The organism is Yoonia sp. (assembly GCF_036770585.1).
Taxonomy (GTDB): Bacteria; Pseudomonadota; Alphaproteobacteria; order Rhodobacterales; family Rhodobacteraceae; genus Yoonia.
Window position 1 is genome coordinate 1 of record NZ_DAIPIW010000029.1, and the last position, 17,695, is coordinate 17,695.

General features: G+C 63.0%; 19 protein-coding genes. 12 read left to right on the plus strand and 7 right to left on the minus strand.

What is annotated here, in order from left to right:
- The coding region (gene ilvB / locus V7N12_RS07165; RefSeq protein WP_333713687.1) for a biosynthetic-type acetolactate synthase large subunit at positions 1-1,416 on the plus strand (1,416 nt) is incomplete at its 5' end.
- 48 nt (positions 1,417-1,464) lie between these two features.
- Positions 1,465-2,031 carry an acetolactate synthase small subunit gene (gene ilvN / locus V7N12_RS07170; protein ID WP_333713688.1) on the plus strand — a complete coding sequence of 189 codons (567 nt, stop codon included), beginning with the start codon at positions 1,465-1,467 and terminating at the stop codon, positions 2,029-2,031.
- Between the two features lie 42 nt (positions 2,032-2,073).
- Here the strand turns inward: ilvN and V7N12_RS07175 are convergent, their stop codons facing one another.
- The gene (locus tag V7N12_RS07175; protein WP_333713689.1) at positions 2,074-2,307 is read right to left on the minus strand and encodes a hypothetical protein; all 234 of its coding nucleotides are present in this window, start codon (positions 2,305-2,307) and stop codon (positions 2,074-2,076) included.
- Positions 2,308-2,612: 305 nt separating this feature from the next.
- On the opposite strand from V7N12_RS07175, the gene V7N12_RS07180 reads away from it, so the two are divergent.
- Genes V7N12_RS07180 through V7N12_RS07195 form a run of 4 tightly spaced genes read left to right on the plus strand, consistent with a single transcriptional unit; the run spans position 2,613 to position 6,383 of the window.
- Entirely contained in the window at positions 2,613-3,767 is a 1,155-nt protein-coding gene (locus tag V7N12_RS07180) for an aromatic ring-hydroxylating oxygenase subunit alpha (protein ID WP_333713691.1), read from the plus strand.
- The gene (locus tag V7N12_RS07185; protein WP_333713692.1) at positions 3,764-3,973 is read left to right on the plus strand and encodes a hypothetical protein; all 210 of its coding nucleotides are present in this window, start codon (positions 3,764-3,766) and stop codon (positions 3,971-3,973) included. The genes V7N12_RS07180 and V7N12_RS07185 overlap by 4 nt, the downstream gene beginning before the upstream one ends.
- A gap of 59 nt (positions 3,974-4,032) precedes the next feature.
- Positions 4,033-4,974 (plus strand): nucleoside hydrolase, encoded by a 942-nt coding sequence (locus V7N12_RS07190; protein ID WP_333713693.1) that lies wholly within the window; start codon positions 4,033-4,035, stop codon positions 4,972-4,974.
- On the plus strand, positions 4,974-6,383 hold the full coding sequence (locus V7N12_RS07195) for a protein adenylyltransferase SelO (RefSeq protein WP_333713694.1): 1,410 nt from the start codon (positions 4,974-4,976) through the stop codon (positions 6,381-6,383). Before V7N12_RS07190 ends, V7N12_RS07195 begins: the two co-directional genes overlap by 1 nt.
- Here V7N12_RS07195 and V7N12_RS07200 read toward each other — a convergent pair.
- From V7N12_RS07200 to V7N12_RS07215, 4 genes are all read right to left on the minus strand, one after another.
- Positions 6,358-7,260, minus strand: a complete 903-nt coding sequence (locus V7N12_RS07200; RefSeq protein ID WP_333713738.1) for a DMT family transporter — start codon at positions 7,258-7,260, stop codon at positions 6,358-6,360. The two genes, V7N12_RS07195 and V7N12_RS07200, sit on opposite strands and share 26 nt — an antisense overlap.
- 104 nt (positions 7,261-7,364) lie before the next feature.
- Positions 7,365-8,333, minus strand: a complete 969-nt coding sequence (locus V7N12_RS07205; protein ID WP_333713696.1) for a DUF3179 domain-containing protein — start codon at positions 8,331-8,333, stop codon at positions 7,365-7,367.
- Positions 8,334-8,424: 91 nt separating this feature from the next.
- Complete coding sequence (locus tag V7N12_RS07210; protein WP_333713698.1) at positions 8,425-8,970, minus strand: peptidylprolyl isomerase; 546 nt, start codon at positions 8,968-8,970, stop codon at positions 8,425-8,427.
- Positions 8,963-9,469 (minus strand): peptidylprolyl isomerase, encoded by a 507-nt coding sequence (locus tag V7N12_RS07215; protein WP_333713699.1) that lies wholly within the window; start codon positions 9,467-9,469, stop codon positions 8,963-8,965. The genes V7N12_RS07210 and V7N12_RS07215 overlap by 8 nt, the downstream gene beginning before the upstream one ends.
- Before the next feature lie 136 nt (positions 9,470-9,605).
- On the opposite strand from V7N12_RS07215, the gene V7N12_RS07220 reads away from it, so the two are divergent.
- Both V7N12_RS07220 and V7N12_RS07225 read left to right on the plus strand, forming a co-directional pair.
- A complete protein-coding gene (locus V7N12_RS07220) occupies positions 9,606-10,781 on the plus strand; it encodes a phosphoglycerate kinase (protein WP_333713700.1) in 1,176 nt (391 codons plus the stop codon).
- 125 nt (positions 10,782-10,906) lie between these two features.
- Positions 10,907-11,836: a class I fructose-bisphosphate aldolase gene (locus tag V7N12_RS07225; protein ID WP_333713702.1), complete on the plus strand. Its 930-nt coding sequence runs from the start codon at positions 10,907-10,909 to the stop codon at positions 11,834-11,836.
- Between the two features lie 4 nt (positions 11,837-11,840).
- Here V7N12_RS07225 and V7N12_RS07230 read toward each other — a convergent pair whose 3' ends face one another.
- On the minus strand, positions 11,841-12,371 hold the full coding sequence (locus V7N12_RS07230) for a GNAT family N-acetyltransferase (RefSeq protein WP_333713703.1): 531 nt from the start codon (positions 12,369-12,371) through the stop codon (positions 11,841-11,843).
- Positions 12,372-12,524: 153 nt separating this feature from the next.
- Between V7N12_RS07230 and V7N12_RS07235 the strand changes: the two genes are divergently transcribed.
- From V7N12_RS07235 to V7N12_RS07250, 4 genes are all read left to right on the plus strand, one after another.
- On the plus strand, positions 12,525-12,824 hold the full coding sequence (locus V7N12_RS07235; RefSeq protein ID WP_333713704.1) for an FtsB family cell division protein: 300 nt from the start codon (positions 12,525-12,527) through the stop codon (positions 12,822-12,824).
- A gap of 141 nt (positions 12,825-12,965) precedes the next feature.
- The gene (gene pdhA / locus V7N12_RS07240; RefSeq protein ID WP_333713705.1) at positions 12,966-13,976 is read left to right on the plus strand and encodes a pyruvate dehydrogenase (acetyl-transferring) E1 component subunit alpha; all 1,011 of its coding nucleotides are present in this window, start codon (positions 12,966-12,968) and stop codon (positions 13,974-13,976) included.
- Positions 13,977-13,980: 4 nt separating this feature from the next.
- Entirely contained in the window at positions 13,981-15,357 is a 1,377-nt protein-coding gene (locus tag V7N12_RS07245; protein WP_333713707.1) for a pyruvate dehydrogenase complex E1 component subunit beta, read from the plus strand.
- 12 nt (positions 15,358-15,369) lie between these two features.
- Positions 15,370-16,677, plus strand: coding sequence for a pyruvate dehydrogenase complex dihydrolipoamide acetyltransferase (locus V7N12_RS07250; protein WP_333713708.1), 1,308 nt, complete (start codon positions 15,370-15,372; stop codon positions 16,675-16,677).
- 142 nt (positions 16,678-16,819) lie between these two features.
- Here the strand turns inward: V7N12_RS07250 and cysE are convergent, their stop codons facing one another.
- Complete coding sequence (gene cysE, locus V7N12_RS07255; protein ID WP_333713709.1) at positions 16,820-17,629, minus strand: serine O-acetyltransferase; 810 nt, start codon at positions 17,627-17,629, stop codon at positions 16,820-16,822.
- Between the last annotated feature and the right edge of the window lie 66 nt (positions 17,630-17,695).

The following is a 17,695-nucleotide window of genomic DNA, read 5'->3' on the forward strand; positions in this document are numbered from 1 at the left end:
TTTCAGGAATGCGACACGGTCGGCATCACCCGCCCCTGCACCAAGCATAACTGGCTGGTGAAAGACACCGACCGGCTGTCCTCGATCCTGCACGAGGCCTTCCATATCTCGCGGTCGGGCCGTCCCGGTCCCGTGGTCATCGACATCCCCAAGGACGTCCAGTTCGCCACCGGCACCTATACCGAGGCGCGGCAGGTCGAGACGCATTACAACCCGCAAGTCAAAGGTGACATGGAAATGATCACCGAACTGGCCGCGGCACTGGAAACGGCCAAGCGGCCGCTTTTCTATACCGGCGGCGGCGTGATCAACTCGGGTCCTGCGGCAAGCCAGCTTTTGCGTGAACTGGTGGCCGCGACGGGCTTTCCGATCACCTCGACCCTGATGGGTCTGGGCGCCTACCCCGCCTCGGGCGAAAGCTGGATCGGGATGCTGGGCATGCACGGCCTTTACGAGGCGAATATGGCGATGCACGACTGCGACCTGATGATCAACATCGGCGCGCGCTTCGACGACCGGATCACCGGGCGGCTCGATGCCTTCAGCCCGGGATCGAAAAAGGCGCATATCGACATCGACGCATCCAGCATCAACAAGGTGATCAAGGTCGATATCCCGATCCTCGGCGATGTCGCCCATGTGCTGGAAGACCTGCTGAACGTCTGGAAGGCCCGTGGTCGCAAGACCAACAAGGAGGCCGTGCAGAAATGGTGGGGCCAGATCAACGCATGGCGCAGCATCGACTGCCTGAAATACAAACAACAGGGCAAGGTGATCAAACCGCAATACGCGCTGTCGCGTCTCGAGGCGCTGACCAAGGGCCACGACCGCTATATCTGCACCGAGGTCGGCCAACACCAGATGTGGGCCGCGCAATACCTCGGCTTCGAAGACCCCAACCGCTGGATGACATCCGGCGGGCTGGGGACGATGGGCTATGGTTTCCCTGCGTCCATCGGCGTGCAGATGGCGCATCCCGATGCGCTGGTCATCAACGTCGCCGGAGAAGCATCGTGGCTGATGAACATGCAAGAGCTGGGCACGGCGATGCAATACCACCTGCCCGTCAAGCAGTTCATCCTCAACAACGAACGGCTGGGCATGGTCCGCCAGTGGCAGGAACTGCTGCATGGCGAGCGCTATTCCTCCAGCTGGTCGGAATCTCTGCCCGATTTCGTCAAACTGGCCGAGGCATTCGGCGCGAAGGGCATCATCTGCTCTGACCCGGCCGATCTGGACGATGCGATCATGGAAATGCTGAACCACGACGGGCCGGTCCTGTTCGACTGTCTGGTGGAAAAGCACGAAAACTGCTTCCCGATGATCCCCTCGGGCAAGCCGCATAACGAAATGCTGCTGGGCGAGAACGCCGATACAGCCAATGCGATCAAGGCGGACGGGGCGGTGATGGTGTGATCACCTCACCCCTCGGGCTTCACCACGCATCAGACGAAAGAAACAGACATGTCACCGCTCAAAATCAAAAAAGGCTCGACCAGCCATTCCGCCTATGACCTAAGGCCGACCTTCTCGGACAAGATCGAGAAGCACACGCTTGCGGTGCTGGTCGAAAACGAACCGGGCGTTCTGGCCCGTGTCATCGGTCTGTTCTCGGGCCGAGGCTACAACATCGACAGCCTGACCGTGGCCGAGGTGGACCATCTGGGCCACCGCAGCCGGATCACCATCGTCACCACGGGGACGCCGCAGATCATCACTCAGATCAAGGCGCAACTGGGGCGGATCGTGGATGTGCACAAGGTCAATGACCTGACGGTCGAGGGGCCGTCGGTGGAACGGGAACTGGCGCTGTTCAAGGTGACCGGCACCGGCAACGACCGCATCGAGGCGGTCCGGCTTGCAGATATCTTCCGCGCCAGCGTCGTGGACAGCACATTGGAATCGTTTGTTTTCGAGATCACCGGCACACCCGAAAAGATCGACGCCTTCGCCGACCTGATGCGGCCGCTGGGCCTGCAGGAAATCGCGCGGACCGGTGTCGCGGCCTTGTCGCGCGGTGCCAGCGCCTGAACAGGGTTGCGCCGGGCCAAAGGCGGGCCCGGCGCAGTTGGCCTATCTCGGCAGGATGCCCGCGCTGACGCCGGCGGCGATTTCTTCGGCGTCCAGCAGACCATCGCCAGAGGTATCGAGTTCGGCAAAGTCCTCTTCGGTCAGTTCCGGCATGACGGCCATCAGTTCGGGGTAGCTGTACATCCCGTCACCGTTGAGGTCGATATCCGCGCTCTGCGCGAAAAGCGGTGATGCGGCCATCGCCGCTGCTGCGATCATGACGTATAGTTTGCTCATTTTTCTCTCTCCTATCAGGGCGATTTGTCTACATTGTCGCCCGTGCAGAAACAGTTGTGCCATTTCCCCACAGCTTTCCAGCGTCACACCCGCCCCTCCACAAATGCGGCATCCCCACGCCGAATTCAAGCGTGCGGCTGTGCGGCATCCCGCCGTTGACTGGTGCTCGGCGCTATTCCGCAACAGGGTCCGGCGCCAATCGGCTGATTTCCCCCGTGTCGCTGCGTGAAAATCGCAAGTCGCGACCAGACGCCGTGTCTGCGGCAAAGGGTGCTAGGCTCGCCTATCTTCAGGAGGTATGCACCATGGCCAAAGACATTTCTCCCGCAGCCCTCGACGCTGTGCGCCGCCCGATCGAGACGGCCAACGGCCTTCCCAATGCGCATTACATCGACCCCGACGTCTTCGAGGTCGAAAAGGAGGCGGTGCTTTTGTCAAGCTGGGCGGGTCTGGCCGTCGCCTCGGACGTGCCCGAGATCGGCGACGCCAAACCGATGGCATTCCTCGGCATCCCCCTTTTGCTGGTCCGTGACCGCAGCAACACCGTCCGGGTGTTCCAGAACATTTGCCGTCACCGCGGCATGATCCTTGTCTCTGAGCCGCGCAAGATCGAAGGCGCGATCCGCTGCCCCTATCATTCATGGTGCTACGGCACCGACGGTCGCCTTGTCACCACGCCCCATGTGGGCGGCCCCGGCTTCAATACCCATGAGGCCATCGTGAAAGAGGACCTCGGCCTGATCGAGGTGCGCAGCCATATCTGGTTCGACACGGTCTTCGTGAACATCGACGGCAAGGCCGCCCCGTTCGACAAGGTCCATGCCGATCTGATCGCCCGCTGGGCGGACTTCGACCAGCCGATGTATCATGGCGGGGCCGACAGCAGGTTCACCCTGCCGGTCAAGACCAACTGGAAGCTGGCGGTCGAGAATTACTGCGAAAGCTATCACCTGCCTTGGGTCCATCCGGGCCTGAACAGCTATTCGCGGCTGGAAGATCACTACAACATCACCGAGCGCGGCAAATACTCGGGTCAGGGCACGCGCGCCTATTCCCAGCTTAGGGGCGATGACGGCGCGACCTTCCCCGACTTTCCCGCCATCGACGCCAAGTTCATCGCGGGCGGCGAATACATCACGGTCTATCCCAATGTCCTTTTGGGCGTGCAGCGCGACCAGACCTTCGTGATCATCCTCGAACCCAAGGGCCACGCGGCAACAGACGAGCATGTGCATCTTTATTACGCCACCCCCGACACCGATGCGGCGCTGCGCGGCAAGAACTGCGCCCTCTGGCGCGGCGTTTTCGAAGAAGACGTCTTCGTCGTGGAAGGGATGCAGAAGGGCCGCCATGCCCCCGGTTTCGACGGAGGCCGCTTCAGCCCCGCGATGGACGGGCCGACACATTGCTTTCACGACTGGGTGGCAGGCAAGATCGGCGCGCATCTCGCGGCGCGATGAACGACCTGCACAAACGGTTGCTGGACGCGCATGCCCGCGATGACAGGCACGGGCTGGTCACGCTCTATGCGGCGGCGGCGGATCAGGCACCTGACGCCAATGCGGCCTGTTTCATGCTGACCCATGCCTATGTCTTCGGGCTCGAGGTCGATCACCCGCTGGTGCCGTCGCTCTTTGCCCGATTGAAGGCGCAAGGTCGCCTCTGACCCCTTGTCCCTGCCGCGCTGACGGGCCACCTTGGTCAAAGGACCGCAAGGAACACAGCATGTCACCGCGCAAGATCATCATCGACACCGACCCCGGACAGGACGACGCCGTTGCGATCCTGCTGGCCCTCGCCTCGCCCGAGGACATCGAGGTGCTGGGGATCACCGCCGTGGCAGGCAATGTGCCGCTGCCGCTGACGGAAAAGAACGCCCGCATCGTCTGTGAACTGGCAGGCAAGCCCGAGACCAGGGTTTTCGCAGGCTGCGATGCACCGATGCAGCGCAAGCTGGTGACGGCGGAACACGTCCACGGCAAGACCGGTCTTGACGGCCCGCCGATGGATGACCCCACCATGCCCTTGCAGGATCAGCACGCCGTCGATTTCATCATCGAGACCTTGCGCCGCGAACCCGCCGGCACCGTCACCCTCTGCCCCATCGGGCCATTGACCAATATCGCCACCGCCTTTGCGCGCGCGCCGGACATCATCCCCCGCGTGCAAGAGATCGTCCTGATGGGGGGTGCCTATTTCGAGGTCGGCAACATCACCCCCGCGGCCGAGTTCAACATCTACGTCGATCCCGAGGCCGCCAAGATCGTCTTCGACGCGGGCGTGCCGCTGGTTGTCATGCCGCTGGACGTGACCCACAAGGCGCTGACCACCAAGCCGCGCATCGACGCCTTCCGCGCCATGGGAACCCGCGTCGGCGATATGGTCGCCGCCTGGACCGATTTCTTCGAACGGTTCGACATGGAAAAATACGGCTCGGAAGGCGCGCCGCTGCATGACCCCTGCACCATCGCCTATCTGATCGCTCCTGACCTTTTCACCGGACGCCATATCAACGTCGAGATCGAGACCACCAGCGATCTCACCCTGGGGATGACAGTTGCCGACTGGTGGCGCGTGTCGGGGCGCGCACCCAATGCCCTGTTCATGGGCGATATCGACGCCGAAGGCTTCTTTGCGCTGCTGGCTGAACGGTTGGCGCGGCTCTGATGCGCATTGCCTTCGACAATTCCTATGCGCGGCTGCCCGCGCAGATGTTCACGCCGCAACTGCCGACGCCTGTGGCCGCGCCAGCGGTGATTGCGGTGAACGAGGGGCTTGCCGAACTGCTGGGGCTTGATCCCTCGGCGTTGCACAAGCCCGAGGCCGCGCAGGTCTTTGCCGGCAATCACATCCCGGACGGTGCCGCCCCCCTTTCCCAGCTTTATGCAGGTCACCAGTTCGGCCACTGGAACCCGCAACTGGGCGACGGGCGCGCGGTGCTCTTGGGCGAGGTGATCGGCACCGACGGCATCCGCCGGGATATCCAGCTCAAGGGTGCGGGCCGCACCCCCTATTCGCGCGGCGGCGACGGACGGGCCTGGCTTGGCCCGGTGATGCGCGAATATCTGGTCAGCGAGGCGATGTATGCGCTCGGCGTGCCCACCACCCGCGCACTGGCCGCCGTGACGACCGGCGAACAGGTCTACCGCGAGGACATCCTGCCCGGTGCGATCATCACCCGTGTGGCCCAAAGCCACATCCGCGTCGGCACCTTTCAGGTGCTGGCCGCGCGCGGCGAGACCGCGGCGCTGCAGGCCCTGACCGACCATGTCATCGCCCGTCATTACCCAGCAGCCACCGGCCCTGCCGATCTGCTGGACATGGTGATCGACCGCACTGCGAAACTGATCGCGCAGTGGATGGGCCTCGGCTTTATCCACGGGGTGATGAACACCGACAATGTCGCGATTGCGGGCGAGACGATCGACTATGGCCCCTGCGCCTTCATGGATGTCTACCATCCGCAGACCGTCTTTTCCGCGATCGACCAATACGGGCGCTACGCCTATGCCAACCAGCCCGCCATCGGCGCATGGAACATGGCGCAATTGGCAACATCCCTGATCCCGTTGATGGCGGACCGCGATCAGGCGATCACGGATTTCACCGCCGCCGTGCACCGGATGCCCGGGATCTATCAGGCCGCATGGCTGCAGGTCTTCGGCGCGAAACTCGGGATCGCGGACCCGACCGAGGATGACCGCAACCTGATCGAGGCGCTGCTGTCGCTGATGGCAACCGATGGTGCGGATTTCACCAATACCTTCGCCGCACTCGGCACCGCAGCGGCGCGCGACCAGTTTCTCGACCACGACGCCTTCGACGCTTGGCACAGCCGCTGGCAGGCGCGCGGGCCGGACGCGGCCCTGATGGCGCAGGCCAACCCAAGGATCATCTCACGCAACCACCGCATCGAAGAGGCGATCTTGGCCGGACGGGACGGTGACTATGCACCTTTCACGGCACTGCTTGCCGCTGTCACCCGCCCCTACGCGCCACTGACCGCCGAGACCGCCGCCTACGCCCGCGCGCCGACGACAGACGAACGGGTCACACGGACGTTCTGCGGGACCTAGGCGGGCGGTTGATCAGCACGATCCCCGCCGCCACCAAGAGCAGGGCAAGGATCAGGCTCGGCCCCACAGTCTCGCCCAACAGCAACCAGCCCAGACCCACCGCCAGCACCGGCGACAGAAAGCTGAAAGACGCCACGCCCGACGCGGGGTAGATCGACAAAAGCCAGAGCCAGAAAATGAACCCGGCACTGACCACAACGACGATCTGAAAGACCAGCCCCGCGATATGGATCGGCGCAAGGTCACGGATGAAGGGCCCGAAAAACAAGGCGGCGACAAGCAGGACCGGCGCCGAGACCCCGACCTGCCACATCAACTGGATCTCGGGGCGCACATTGCGCAAGGACGACGCCTTGGCCAGCAAGGCGGTCGCCGCCCACCCGATCGCGGCACCGACGGCGGCCAGATCACCCCACAGACTGCCCTCGGTCTCCTCGCCGCGGGTCAGGATCGCCACGGCAACGCCGCCCAAAGCCAGCGCCAGCCCCGCCGCCTTGAGAGGGGTGACACGGTCGTCCGGCATCACGAAATGCGCCATGACCGCCAGCCAGACCGGCATGGAATAGAAGATCACGCTGGCACGGCTGACCGCCGTCAGATCAAGAGCCACGAAAAGGCACAGGAACTCGAAGGAAAAGACCAGCCCGATCGCAAATCCGGCGGCCCGCGTGCCCTTGACGAACCGCAAGGGCACACCGCGCCAGCGCAGCCACAACAGGATGCAGACCACCGCACCCGCAGACCGCAGCCCGGCGAAAAAGACCGGCTGCAACCCCCCGTTGGTTACCTTGATCACGACCTGATTGAACGCAAGCAGCAGGGCAAAGCCCGACAGCGCGACGGCACCGAAAAGGTCGATCTGGGACTTCTTTTCCATCGGCGCGACAAGACGCCGCCCCACCGATACTGTCAAGCGGCCCCCGGCTTCTTTCTCCCAAGACACTCCCGCCGGAGGCTCCGACGGCAGCCACCGGCGCAAGATCAGCCGTCGCCAAGCATCCATTGGCCGCTGGGCCAGAAGGCGTGGAAGGCGAAGGCGAACATCACATCGTGGGGCAGATCACGTCCATCGGCATCGCGCACCCGCACATTGCCCACATCGCGCCCCTGCCCGATCCGGCCCGTATCCAGCGCCGAGGCCTGCCCTGCCGTCCATGTGAAGGTGATCCCCGCTTCGGTCAGCACACCCGCCTCGGCCAGCCGCGTCAGCGGCCATGCCGCATCGCCGACGCGGACCACACGGACCAGCGGCGGGATGTCATGGGGCGGGTTTTCCCCGTTATAGAGAAACGGACGGTGCGAGGTGTCGTATTGCACGTAAGGATTGCTGCCATAGCGGCGGGGAAAGTCCGGCTCTTGCATCACCAGACCGTCGGGATTGCGGGCCAGAAAGACCTCCCAGCTTTCCATCCAACTGGGCAGCGTCGCGAGGTCGGTCCCGGTCAGCGCGCCGACGATGGCCTCGCCGATCGCCTGCTGCCACCAGCTTTCGGTCTGGCGGTCATACATGATCATGTCCGAATTGCGCAGCTTGCCAGAGACCCCAAAAGACAGCACCCCTGCTTCGGTGCGGCGGTCGAAGGTGATACCGGAATTGCAGAGCGGACAGAAGGTCACGGCCACAGGGATCCCGCCCACCGTGTCATTCACGATCTCATGCCATGTCAGGTAGCGGATCGGATAGGCGCGCGGGGTCTCGCCCGCGATTTCCAGCGTGATCACCGGCTCGCGCGGGTCCAGCCCTTCCTTGGTCGCGGCGGGTTCGAATGCGGGATCGTCGATTGCGGGGATGCCGTCTTTCGGCGGCCCGCCCGAGATGATCTCGATCCAGCTTTCCACGGTTGTCGTCTCGAAATCCGTCCTGGGCCATTCGTATTGCCAGAAATCGGGATCGGCCGCGGCCATGCCGGCGGCGGTGCAAAGGGCAGCGAGTGTCGGTATCAGGCGCATCGGGACCTCCATCTTTCGGGGGTCAGGGTGCCTGTCGGACGGCGGTCTGCCAAGCCCCCACACGCGGATGTGAGGGGGCCGGCGATTTGCGTTACTCGGTGACGCGGACTGTGGCCATCATGTCAGGCTGCCCGATCACGGCCCCATTGGCGCCGGTGCCGCGCTTGATCGCATCGACAACATCCATGCCAGCGGTGACTTCACCGACAACGGTGTACTGACCATTCAGGAAGTAACCCGGCTCGAACATGATGAAGAACTGGCTGTTGGCCGAGTTGGGGTTCTGCGCCCGCGCCATGCCGACGACACCGCGTTCGAACGGCAGGTCCGAGAACTCGGCAGGGATATTGCCGTATTCCGAGCCCCCGGTCCCCGCACGCGACAGATCCATCCCCATCACGCCGTTTTCCACGTCACCCGTCTGGGCCATGAAACCGTCGATGACGCGGTGGAAGACCACACCGTCATAGCTGCCGTCAGCGGCGATCCTGGTGATCTGCTCAACATGCAAAGGTGCCACCTCTTCGAAGAGGTCGATCACGATGGTGCCATTGGCCTCGCCCGAGACGTCGATTTCAAGGCCCGTTGCCAGCGCAGGGCTGGCCAGCAATGCAAATGCGGCTGCAAGCTTATACATCGGCAGCCACCTTGACGCTGATCATGCGGTCGGGGTTCATCGGCGGCTCGCCGCGCGTGATGGCATCCACATGTTCCATGCCGGAAATGACCTGCCCGTAAACGGTATACTGGCCGTTCAGAAAGTCATTGTCCTTGAAGTTGATGAAAAACTGGCTGTTGGCCGAGTTGGGGTTGGCCGAGCGTGCCGCCCCCAATGTCCCGCGCGCATGGGGGATGCGGCTGAACTCGGCGGGCAGATCAGGCAGGTCCGATCCGCCGGTGCCGGCGCGGCCCAGATTGAACCCCTCTTCCATGTTGCCGTTGGCCACGTCGCCCGTCTGCGCCATGAAACCGTCGATCACGCGGTGAAAGCAGACGTTGTCATATTTGCCCGCGCGCGCCAGTTCCTTCATGCGCTCGCTGTGCTTGGGGGCCACGTCGGGCATCAGCGCGATGACGACATCGCCGCCCTTCAGCGTCATGATGATGGTGTTCTCGGGGTCTTTGATCTCGGCCATCTGGCTCTCCTGGTGTTTCTTGCGTCGGCGAAACACATATGGGTCTTGCGCGCGATGGACAAGCCAGTCCGGTTGACGCGCCGCGCGGTTTGCCGCAACACCTGTGGCAAGAGATTTGCGCAGACAGGAGCACCCGATGGGCTGGAAGACACTCGACGATATGGATTTCAACGGCAAGCGCGCGCTGGTGCGTGTCGACATCAACGTGCCGGTCGAGAATGGCGTGGTCACCGACATCACCCGGATCGAGCGGATCTGCGACACCGTCTATGACATTCAGGACATGGGCGGTCAGGTGATCCTGATCGCGCATTTCGGGCGTCCGAAGGGTCAGGTTGTTCCCGAAATGTCGCTGGAACATATCGCCCCCACTGTCGCGGACGTGCTGGGCCTGCCTGTCACATGGGTCAATTCGGACTACCGCGATGCCGTCAAAGAGATGGCGGGCGACGAGGTTCTCTTGCTGGAAAACCTGCGTTTCAATCCGGGCGAGGAAAAGAACGACGCAGCCTTCGCCAAACGCCTTGCCAGCCTTGCCGATATCTACGTCAACGACGCTTTCTCGGCCGCCCATCGCGCCCATGCCAGCACCGAAGCGATTGCCCATCTGCTGCCCGCCTGCGCGGGCCGTCTGATGGCCGAGGAACTGGGCGCACTGGAAACGGCGCTCGGCAGCCCCGACCGTCCGGTTGTCGCCGTGGTGGGTGGGGCGAAGGTGTCGACCAAGCTCGACTTGCTGGGCAACCTTGTCACCAAGGTCGATACGCTGGTGATCGGCGGCGGCATGGCGAACACGTTTCTGGCCGCGCAAGGGATCGACGTGGGCAAGTCGCTTTGCGAACATGATCTGGCCGAAACCGCCCGCGAGATCGCCCGAAAGGCTGCCGATGCGGGCTGTGAAATCCTGCTGCCCCGCGATGTGGTGGTCGCCCGCGAATTCAAGGCAGGTGCCGCGAACGACATCGTCGCGGTCGAGAACTGTCCCGCCGATGCGATGATCCTCGATGCCGGTCCCGACAGCGTGGCCCATATCGTCGCGGTGCTGGAGCGGTCGAAAACGCTGGTCTGGAACGGGCCTTTGGGGGCTTTCGAGATCGCCCCCTTCGATGCGGGCACCAATGCCGCCGCCGCCCGTGCGGCGGATCTGTCGAAAGCGGGCAAGCTGATCTCGGTTGCCGGGGGCGGTGACACGGTGGCGGCCCTCAACAAGGCGGGTGCGGCGGATGATTTCAGCTATATCTCGACCGCCGGCGGCGCGTTTCTGGAGTGGATGGAGGGCAAGGAATTGCCCGGTGTTGCCGCACTGGGGTAGCGGCTAGCGCGCCCCAAGCCCGCCGTTTGCGATAACATTGCGGACGGTTGCGCTAACACATTTGCAAGTGCCCCCTGGCCTGCCTATCGGAGAGGCAGAGCGACGCAGACCAAAGGGCCACAGCGATGAAAACCACCCGTATCGTCCAGAAAATCCTGTCCAACTACGAAGGCGAGACGCCGGGGGTGAAAGCCAATCTCGCCCGGATCATGATGACGGGCAAGCTGGGCGGGACCGGCAAGATGATCATCCTGCCTGTCGATCAGGGGTTCGAACACGGGCCGGCGCGCTCCTTTGCGCCCAACCCGCCCGCCTATGATCCGCATTACCACTACCAACTGGCGATCGATGCGGGGCTGAACGCCTATGCCGCCCCCTTGGGAATGCTGGAGGCCGGTGCCGATACCTTCGCAGGCCAGATCCCGACCATCCTGAAGGTGAACTCGGCCAATTCGCTGATCCCCGAAGTCGCCCCCAAGACCCAGGCGATCACCGCCTCGGTCGATGATGCGCTGCGTCTGGGCTGTTCGGCCATCGGCTTTACCGTCTATCCCGGCTCGTCCGCGGCATTGAACATGTTCAGCGACATCGCCGAGATGCGCCGCGAGGCCGCCGCCAAAGGTGTCGCCACCGTCATCTGGTCCTACCCCCGCGGCGAGGCGCTGGACAAGGACGGCGAAACCGCCATCGACATCGCCGCCTACGCGGCCCAGATCGCGGCCCTGCTGGGGGCGCATATCATCAAGATCAAGCTCTCGACCGATCACCTGAGCCTTGGCGAGGCGCGCAAGGTCTATGAGAAGGAAAAGATCGACATCGCCACACAAGCCGCCCGCGTGCGCCACTGTGTGCAGTCAGCCTTTGACGGGCGGCGGCTGATGGTCTTTTCGGGCGGTGCGGCCAAGGGGGCGGATGCCGTCTATGACGACGCCCGCGCGATCCGTGACGGCGGCGGCAACGGGTCGATCATCGGGCGCAACAGCTTTCAGCGCGACCGCGCGGATGCCATGGCGATGCTGACCAAGCTGGTCGATATCTATCGCGGCAAGGCGTAAGGCCTCAGGTCAGGTCCTTGACGAAATAGTGCAAGTGATCGCGGATCATCGGCTGATCGCGCCATGTGGTTGTCTCGATCGGCTCAAAAACCTCGCGGAAGCCCTGCTTGGGATAAAGACTGCGCATCTCGACATTCGGCGTCAGCGTGTCGGCGACAAGACGTTTCAGGCCCATCTGGCGGGCGACGAATTCGCGCGTTTCGATCATCCTGCGGCCTGTTCCCGTCCCACGCGCCGCATCGGCCACATAGACCCGTTTCAGCTCGCCCGTCTCGGCATCCAGTTTCTTGAGCATGCCGCAGCCGACGATTTCACCGTCAGGCGTCCGCGCGATCACAAGGCATCCGTCAGGCGGCAGATAATCGGTGGCATTCGCCCAGAACTCGGCCAGCGCGCTTTCGGGCGCGGCAGGATCGAGATCGAAGCCCATCGCGTTCATGCGCTTGACGATCAATGCATAGTATTGGCCGAGAATTGCGCTAAGCGCGGATTTGTCGGGCAGTTCCTGACAGGTGACGATCTCGATCTGCTGCATCCCAACCCCTTCAACTTGCATTGGCCGATGCTGCCACCGAAGCGGGCATCCGGCAAGCAATTCCGACAGGGCCGAAAAAAGGGATTCCCTTTGCGAATCAGATATGCGAGTCTGATCCCAGCCATCCGGCAGAGATGGCGATGAGGCAGGCAGATGATCAGACGCAGTGGCACCCAGCTTGGCGCGCTTTTCTATTATCTCGGCATGATCATGCTGGGGGTCTATTTCACCTTTGCCGCGGTGCAGGGCGATTACGGTCTGTTCAAGCGGCTTGACGTAAAGGCCGAGGGCGCCGCACTTGCGCAGGAACTGGCCACGCTGGAAATCGAAGTCGCGCGGATGGAAAACCTGACAAGGCGGCTTTCGGACAAATACCTCGACCTCGATCTGCTGGACGAACAGGCCCGGGATCTGCTCGGGCTGGTCCGCACCGACGAAATCGTCATTCACTGATGCCAGCCAATCACCTGACGCAACGCCGCTATTCGTGCGGCCGCTGACGGAAGGTCACTTTCCCCCTCGCAATTCGGCGTCGCTTCGGTTATGGAATAGTTTAATACTAAACTATTTGTGACACCGCTGGAGGACCCGCACATGCCGCCAAAAAAGGCCGCCGCGCAACCCAACGTCTCAGCCGAGGAATTGCTGGGCCATTACCGTGAAATGCTGCTGATCCGGCGGTTCGAGGAAAAGGCGGGCCAGCTTTACGGCATGGGCCTGATCGGCGGCTTCTGCCACCTCTACATCGGGCAAGAGGCGGTTGTCGTCGGCCTCGAAGCGGTGGCCGAGGAAGGCGACAAGCGCGTCACATCCTACCGCGACCACGGACATATGCTGGCCTGCGGCATGGACCCCAAGGGCGTGATGGCGGAACTGACCGGGCGCGAGGGCGGCTATTCCAAGGGGAAAGGCGGCTCGATGCACATGTTTTCCAAGGAAAAGCACTTCTACGGCGGACACGGCATCGTGGCGGCACAGGTCCCGCTTGGGGCGGGCCTTGCGTTTTCCGACAAATACCGCGGCAATGACCGCGTGACCTTCACCTATTTCGGTGACGGGGCCGCCAACCAGGGTCAGGTCTACGAGACCTACAACATGGCCGAACTTTGGGACCTGCCGGTCGTCTTCGTGATCGAGAACAACCAATATGCGATGGGCACCTCGGTCCAGCGCTCGACCAAGTCCCCGTCGCTGTGGGAACGCGGCGCTGCCTACGGCATCCCCGGCGAAGAGGTCGACGGGATGAGCGTGCTGGCCGTCAAAGAGGCAGGCGAACGCGCCGTCGCCCACTGCCGCGCGGGCAAGGGCCCCTATATTCTCGAAGTGAAAACCTACCGCTACCGCGGCCACTCCATGTCGGACCCCGCGAAATACCGCACCCGCGAGGAAGTGCAGAAAATGCGCGACGAGCGTGACCCCATCGAGGCGATCCGCTCGATCCTGTTGACCGGCAAGCACGCCACCGACGAGGACCTCAAGGCCATCGACAAGGAAATCAAGGACATCGTCAACGCGGCCGCCGAATTCTCGAAAGAAAGCCCCGAGCCGCATCTTGACGAGCTTTGGACCGACATTTACGCCACCGAAATTCCGCAGGAGGCCTGAAGACATGGCAACCGAAATTCTGATGCCCGCCCTCTCGCCGACGATGGAAGAAGGCACACTTGCAAAATGGCTGGTCAAGGAAGGCGACACCGTTTCCTCGGGTGACATTCTGGCCGAGATCGAAACCGACAAGGCCACGATGGAATTCGAGGCCGTCGACGAAGGCGTGATGGGCAAGATCCTGATCGCCGAAGGCACCGAAGGCGTGAAGGTGAACACCGCCATCGCCATTCTGGTCGAGGAAGGCGAAGACGTGCCCGCGGCCAGTGCCGCCCCCGCCGCGACAGAAGACAAGGCCGACACCGAAGCCCCCAAGGCAGAGCACGCCAAGGCACCGGCCTCGACGATCCCCGCCGCCCCGATGGCCGACACCACCCCCGACTGGGACACCGATGTCGAGGTCAAATCCACAACCGTCCGCGAAGCCCTGCGTGACGCCATGGCCGAAGAAATGCGCCGCGACCCGGACGTCTTCCTGATGGGCGAGGAAGTCGCCGAATACCAGGGCGCCTACAAGATTTCCCAAGGTCTGCTGGAAGAATTCGGCGCCAAGCGGGTGATCGACACGCCGATCACCGAACATGGTTTCGCCGGGATCGGGGTCGGTGCCGCCTTTGGTGGCCTGAAGCCCATCGTCGAATTCATGACGTTCAACTTCGCCATGCAAGCCATTGACCACATTATCAACTCTGCCGCCAAGACGCTCTATATGTCGGGTGGTCAGATGGGTGCGCCCATGGTCTTTCGTGGCCCCAACGGTGCCGCCGCCCGCGTGGGCGCGCAGCACAGCCAGGATTACGCGGCATGGTATATGCAGGTGCCCGGCCTCAAGGTGGTGATGCCCTACTCTGCCGCCGACGCCAAAGGTCTGATGAAGACCGCGATCCGCGACCCCAACCCCGTGATCTTTCTGGAAAACGAGATCCTCTACGGCAAGTCTTTCGACGTGCCAGTGATGGACGATTTCACCATCCCCTTCGGCAAGGCCAAGATCGAACGCGCCGGTGATGACGTGACCATCGTCAGCTTCGGCATCGGCATGACCTATGCGCTGGAAGCCGCCGACAAGCTGGCTGAAGACGGCATCAACGCCGAGGTCATCAACCTGCGGTCCCTGCGCCCGATGGACACCGCGACGATCCTCAATTCGGTGCGCAAGACCAACCGCTGCGTCACCGTCGAAGAGGGCTGGCCGCAAGGCAGCGTCGGCAATTATATCAGCAGCGTGATCATGCAGCAGGCCTTCGACTATCTCGACGCGCCGGTGATCAACTGCACCGGCAAGGACGTGCCGATGCCCTATGCCGCCAACCTCGAAAAGCACGCGCTGGTCACAACCGCCGAGGTCATCGAGGCCGTCAAACAAGTCACCTACCGCTAAGGAGCCAGAGCCATGCCAACAGAAATCCTGATGCCCGCGCTCTCCCCCACGATGGAGGAAGGCACCTTGGCGAAATGGCTGGTCAAGGAAGGCGACACCGTCTCTTCCGGCGACGTGATGGCCGAGATTGAAACCGACAAGGCCACGATGGAATTCGAGGCCGTCGATGAAGGCGTCATCGGCAAGATCGTCGTTCCCGAAGGCACCGAAGGCGTCAAGGTCAATGACGTGATCGCCATCCTTCTGGAAGAGGGCGAAAGCGCGGATGACATCGGCAGCACGCCCGATGCTGCGCCCGCCGCCAAAGCGGAACCTGCAGCCTCCAAGGAAGAGGCCGCTGCGCCAAAGGCCACCCCCGCACCTGCCGCCCCTGCAAAGGACGGGACACGCGTCTTCGCCACGCCATTGGCACGCCGGATCGCAGCCGACAAGGGTCTGGACCTGACCGCGATCGCAGGCTCGGGCCCGCATGGCCGGATCATCAAGGCCGATGTCGAGAAGGCGCAGCCCGGCGCCAAACCCGCTGCGGCCCCCGCCGCCAAGACCGACGCGCCCGCCGCTGCCGCACCTGCCGCAGCCATGGCCACCGGCCCGTCGACCGATGCGGTTCTCAAGACCTACGCCGACCGCCCCTTCGCCGAGGTCAAGCTCGACGGGATGCGCAAGACCATCGCCGCCCGCCTGACCGAGGCCAAACAGTCCGTGCCGCATTTCTATCTGCGGCGCGACATCATGCTCGATGACCTGCTCAAGTTCCGCGGCCAGCTGAACAAACAGCTGGAAGCGCGCGGCGTGAAGCTGTCGGTCAACGACTTCATCATCAAGGCCTGCGCGCTTGCGCTGCAACAGGTGCCCGAGGCGAACGCCGTCTGGGCCGGTGACCGCACGCTGCAATTCGAGAAATCCGACGTGGCCGTCGCCGTGGCCATCGAAGGCGGTCTCTTCACGCCGGTCCTGAAAGACGCCGAGATGAAATCGCTGTCCGCCCTCTCGGCGGAAATGAAGGACCTCGCCGCCCGCGCCCGCGACCGCAAACTGGCACCGCACGAATATCAGGGCGGCAGCTTTGCGATCTCCAATCTGGGCATGTTCGGCATCGACAACTTCGACGCGATCATCAACCCGCCCCATGCCGCCATCCTTGCGGTCGGTGCGGGCGTCAAGAAACCGATCGTCGGCAAGGACGGCGAACTGGCCATCGGGACGGTCATGTCAGTGACGCTTTCGGTCGATCACCGCGTGATCGACGGGGCGCTTGGCGCGAACCTGCTGCAAGCGATCAAGGACAACCTTGAAAACCCGATGACGATGCTGGCCTAAGGCACGCCGAAAACAAATGAAAACGCCGGCCAAAGTGGCCGGCGTCCGCGTTTCTTGCGTAACTCGCGTCAATATTGGCCCACAAATATCCCCGCCGGAGGCTCCGGCATCGCATCCGGGAACGGCGCTGCAAGCTTGCGCGCTACATCACGGATTTGAGGATCTGGTCCATGGTCAGCGAGGGCTGCGAACACCCCGCTTCTCCGACGATTTTCGCAGGCACACCCGCCACTGTCTTCTTGGCGGGGACTTCCTGCAGGACAACCGAACCGGCGGCGATCCGGCTGCAATTGCCGATCTTGATATTGCCCAGCACATGCGCACCGGCACCGATCAGGACACCGTCGCCGATCTTGGGGTGACGGTCGTCGTCCTCTTTGCCGGTCCCGCCCAATGTGACCGAATGCAGCATCGAGACATTGTCCCCCACCACCGCCGTCTCGCCGATCACGATGGAATGGGCGTGGTCGATCATGATGCCCTTGCCGATCTTCGCGGCGGGGTGAATGTCCACGCCGAACATCTCGGATGTGCGCATCTGGATGAAAAAGGCCAGGTCCTTGCGATCACGCTCGTGCAGCCAATGCGCCAGCCGGTAGGCCTGCATGGCCTGATAGCCCTTGAAGAAAAGCAAGGGCTTCATCAGCCGATGGCAGGCCGGGTCGCGGTCGTAGGTGGCCACGATATCGGCGCGCGCCGCCTCGATCAGTTCGGGCGAGGTGCGATAGGCCTCATCCGCGATTTCGCGCAGGATCTGCTCGGACATCTCTGCCGAGCCCAGTTTCATCGAGATCCGGTAGGCAAGCGCGCCTTCCAGCGACTTGTGATGCAGGATCCCCGCATGGATCAGCCCGCCCATCAGCGGTTCCTTGGCGACAGCCTCTTCCGCTTCGGCACAGATGCGATGCCAGACGGGATCGACTTGGGTCAGGTTCGGCTGCAGCTTTCTCATGGTGCGGGTCCTCTGTCGCAATCACCTTACGGTGTAATGCAGATAGGGGCTGCAAGCCAAGAATAA

Bases quoted from the DNA above. Each gene is read 5' to 3' on its own strand.
- V7N12_RS07245 (WP_333713707.1), top strand. From the start codon at position 13,981: ATGGCAACCGAAATTCTGATGCCCGCCCTCTCGCCGACGATGGAAGAA.
- V7N12_RS07235 (WP_333713704.1), top strand. From the start codon at position 12,525: ATGATCAGACGCAGTGGCACCCAGCTTGGCGCGCTTTTCTATTATCTC.
- V7N12_RS07230 (WP_333713703.1), bottom strand. From the start codon at position 12,371: ATGCAGCAGATCGAGATCGTCACCTGTCAGGAACTGCCCGACAAATCC.
- cysE (WP_333713709.1), bottom strand. From the start codon at position 17,629: ATGAGAAAGCTGCAGCCGAACCTGACCCAAGTCGATCCCGTCTGGCAT.
- V7N12_RS07210 (WP_333713698.1), bottom strand. From the start codon at position 8,970: ATGTATAAGCTTGCAGCCGCATTTGCATTGCTGGCCAGCCCTGCGCTG.
- pdhA (WP_333713705.1), top strand. From the start codon at position 12,966: ATGCCGCCAAAAAAGGCCGCCGCGCAACCCAACGTCTCAGCCGAGGAA.
- V7N12_RS07190 (WP_333713693.1), top strand. From the start codon at position 4,033: ATGTCACCGCGCAAGATCATCATCGACACCGACCCCGGACAGGACGAC.
- V7N12_RS07185 (WP_333713692.1), top strand. From the start codon at position 3,764: ATGAACGACCTGCACAAACGGTTGCTGGACGCGCATGCCCGCGATGAC.
- V7N12_RS07200 (WP_333713738.1), bottom strand. From the start codon at position 7,260: ATGGAAAAGAAGTCCCAGATCGACCTTTTCGGTGCCGTCGCGCTGTCG.
- V7N12_RS07220 (WP_333713700.1), top strand. From the start codon at position 9,606: ATGGGCTGGAAGACACTCGACGATATGGATTTCAACGGCAAGCGCGCG.
- V7N12_RS07205 (WP_333713696.1), bottom strand. From the start codon at position 8,333: ATGCGCCTGATACCGACACTCGCTGCCCTTTGCACCGCCGCCGGCATG.
- ilvN (WP_333713688.1), top strand. From the start codon at position 1,465: ATGTCACCGCTCAAAATCAAAAAAGGCTCGACCAGCCATTCCGCCTAT.
- V7N12_RS07250 (WP_333713708.1), top strand. From the start codon at position 15,370: ATGCCAACAGAAATCCTGATGCCCGCGCTCTCCCCCACGATGGAGGAA.
- V7N12_RS07175 (WP_333713689.1), bottom strand. From the start codon at position 2,307: ATGAGCAAACTATACGTCATGATCGCAGCAGCGGCGATGGCCGCATCA.
- V7N12_RS07225 (WP_333713702.1), top strand. From the start codon at position 10,907: ATGAAAACCACCCGTATCGTCCAGAAAATCCTGTCCAACTACGAAGGC.
- V7N12_RS07180 (WP_333713691.1), top strand. From the start codon at position 2,613: ATGGCCAAAGACATTTCTCCCGCAGCCCTCGACGCTGTGCGCCGCCCG.
- V7N12_RS07215 (WP_333713699.1), bottom strand. From the start codon at position 9,469: ATGGCCGAGATCAAAGACCCCGAGAACACCATCATCATGACGCTGAAG.
- V7N12_RS07195 (WP_333713694.1), top strand. From the start codon at position 4,974: ATGCGCATTGCCTTCGACAATTCCTATGCGCGGCTGCCCGCGCAGATG.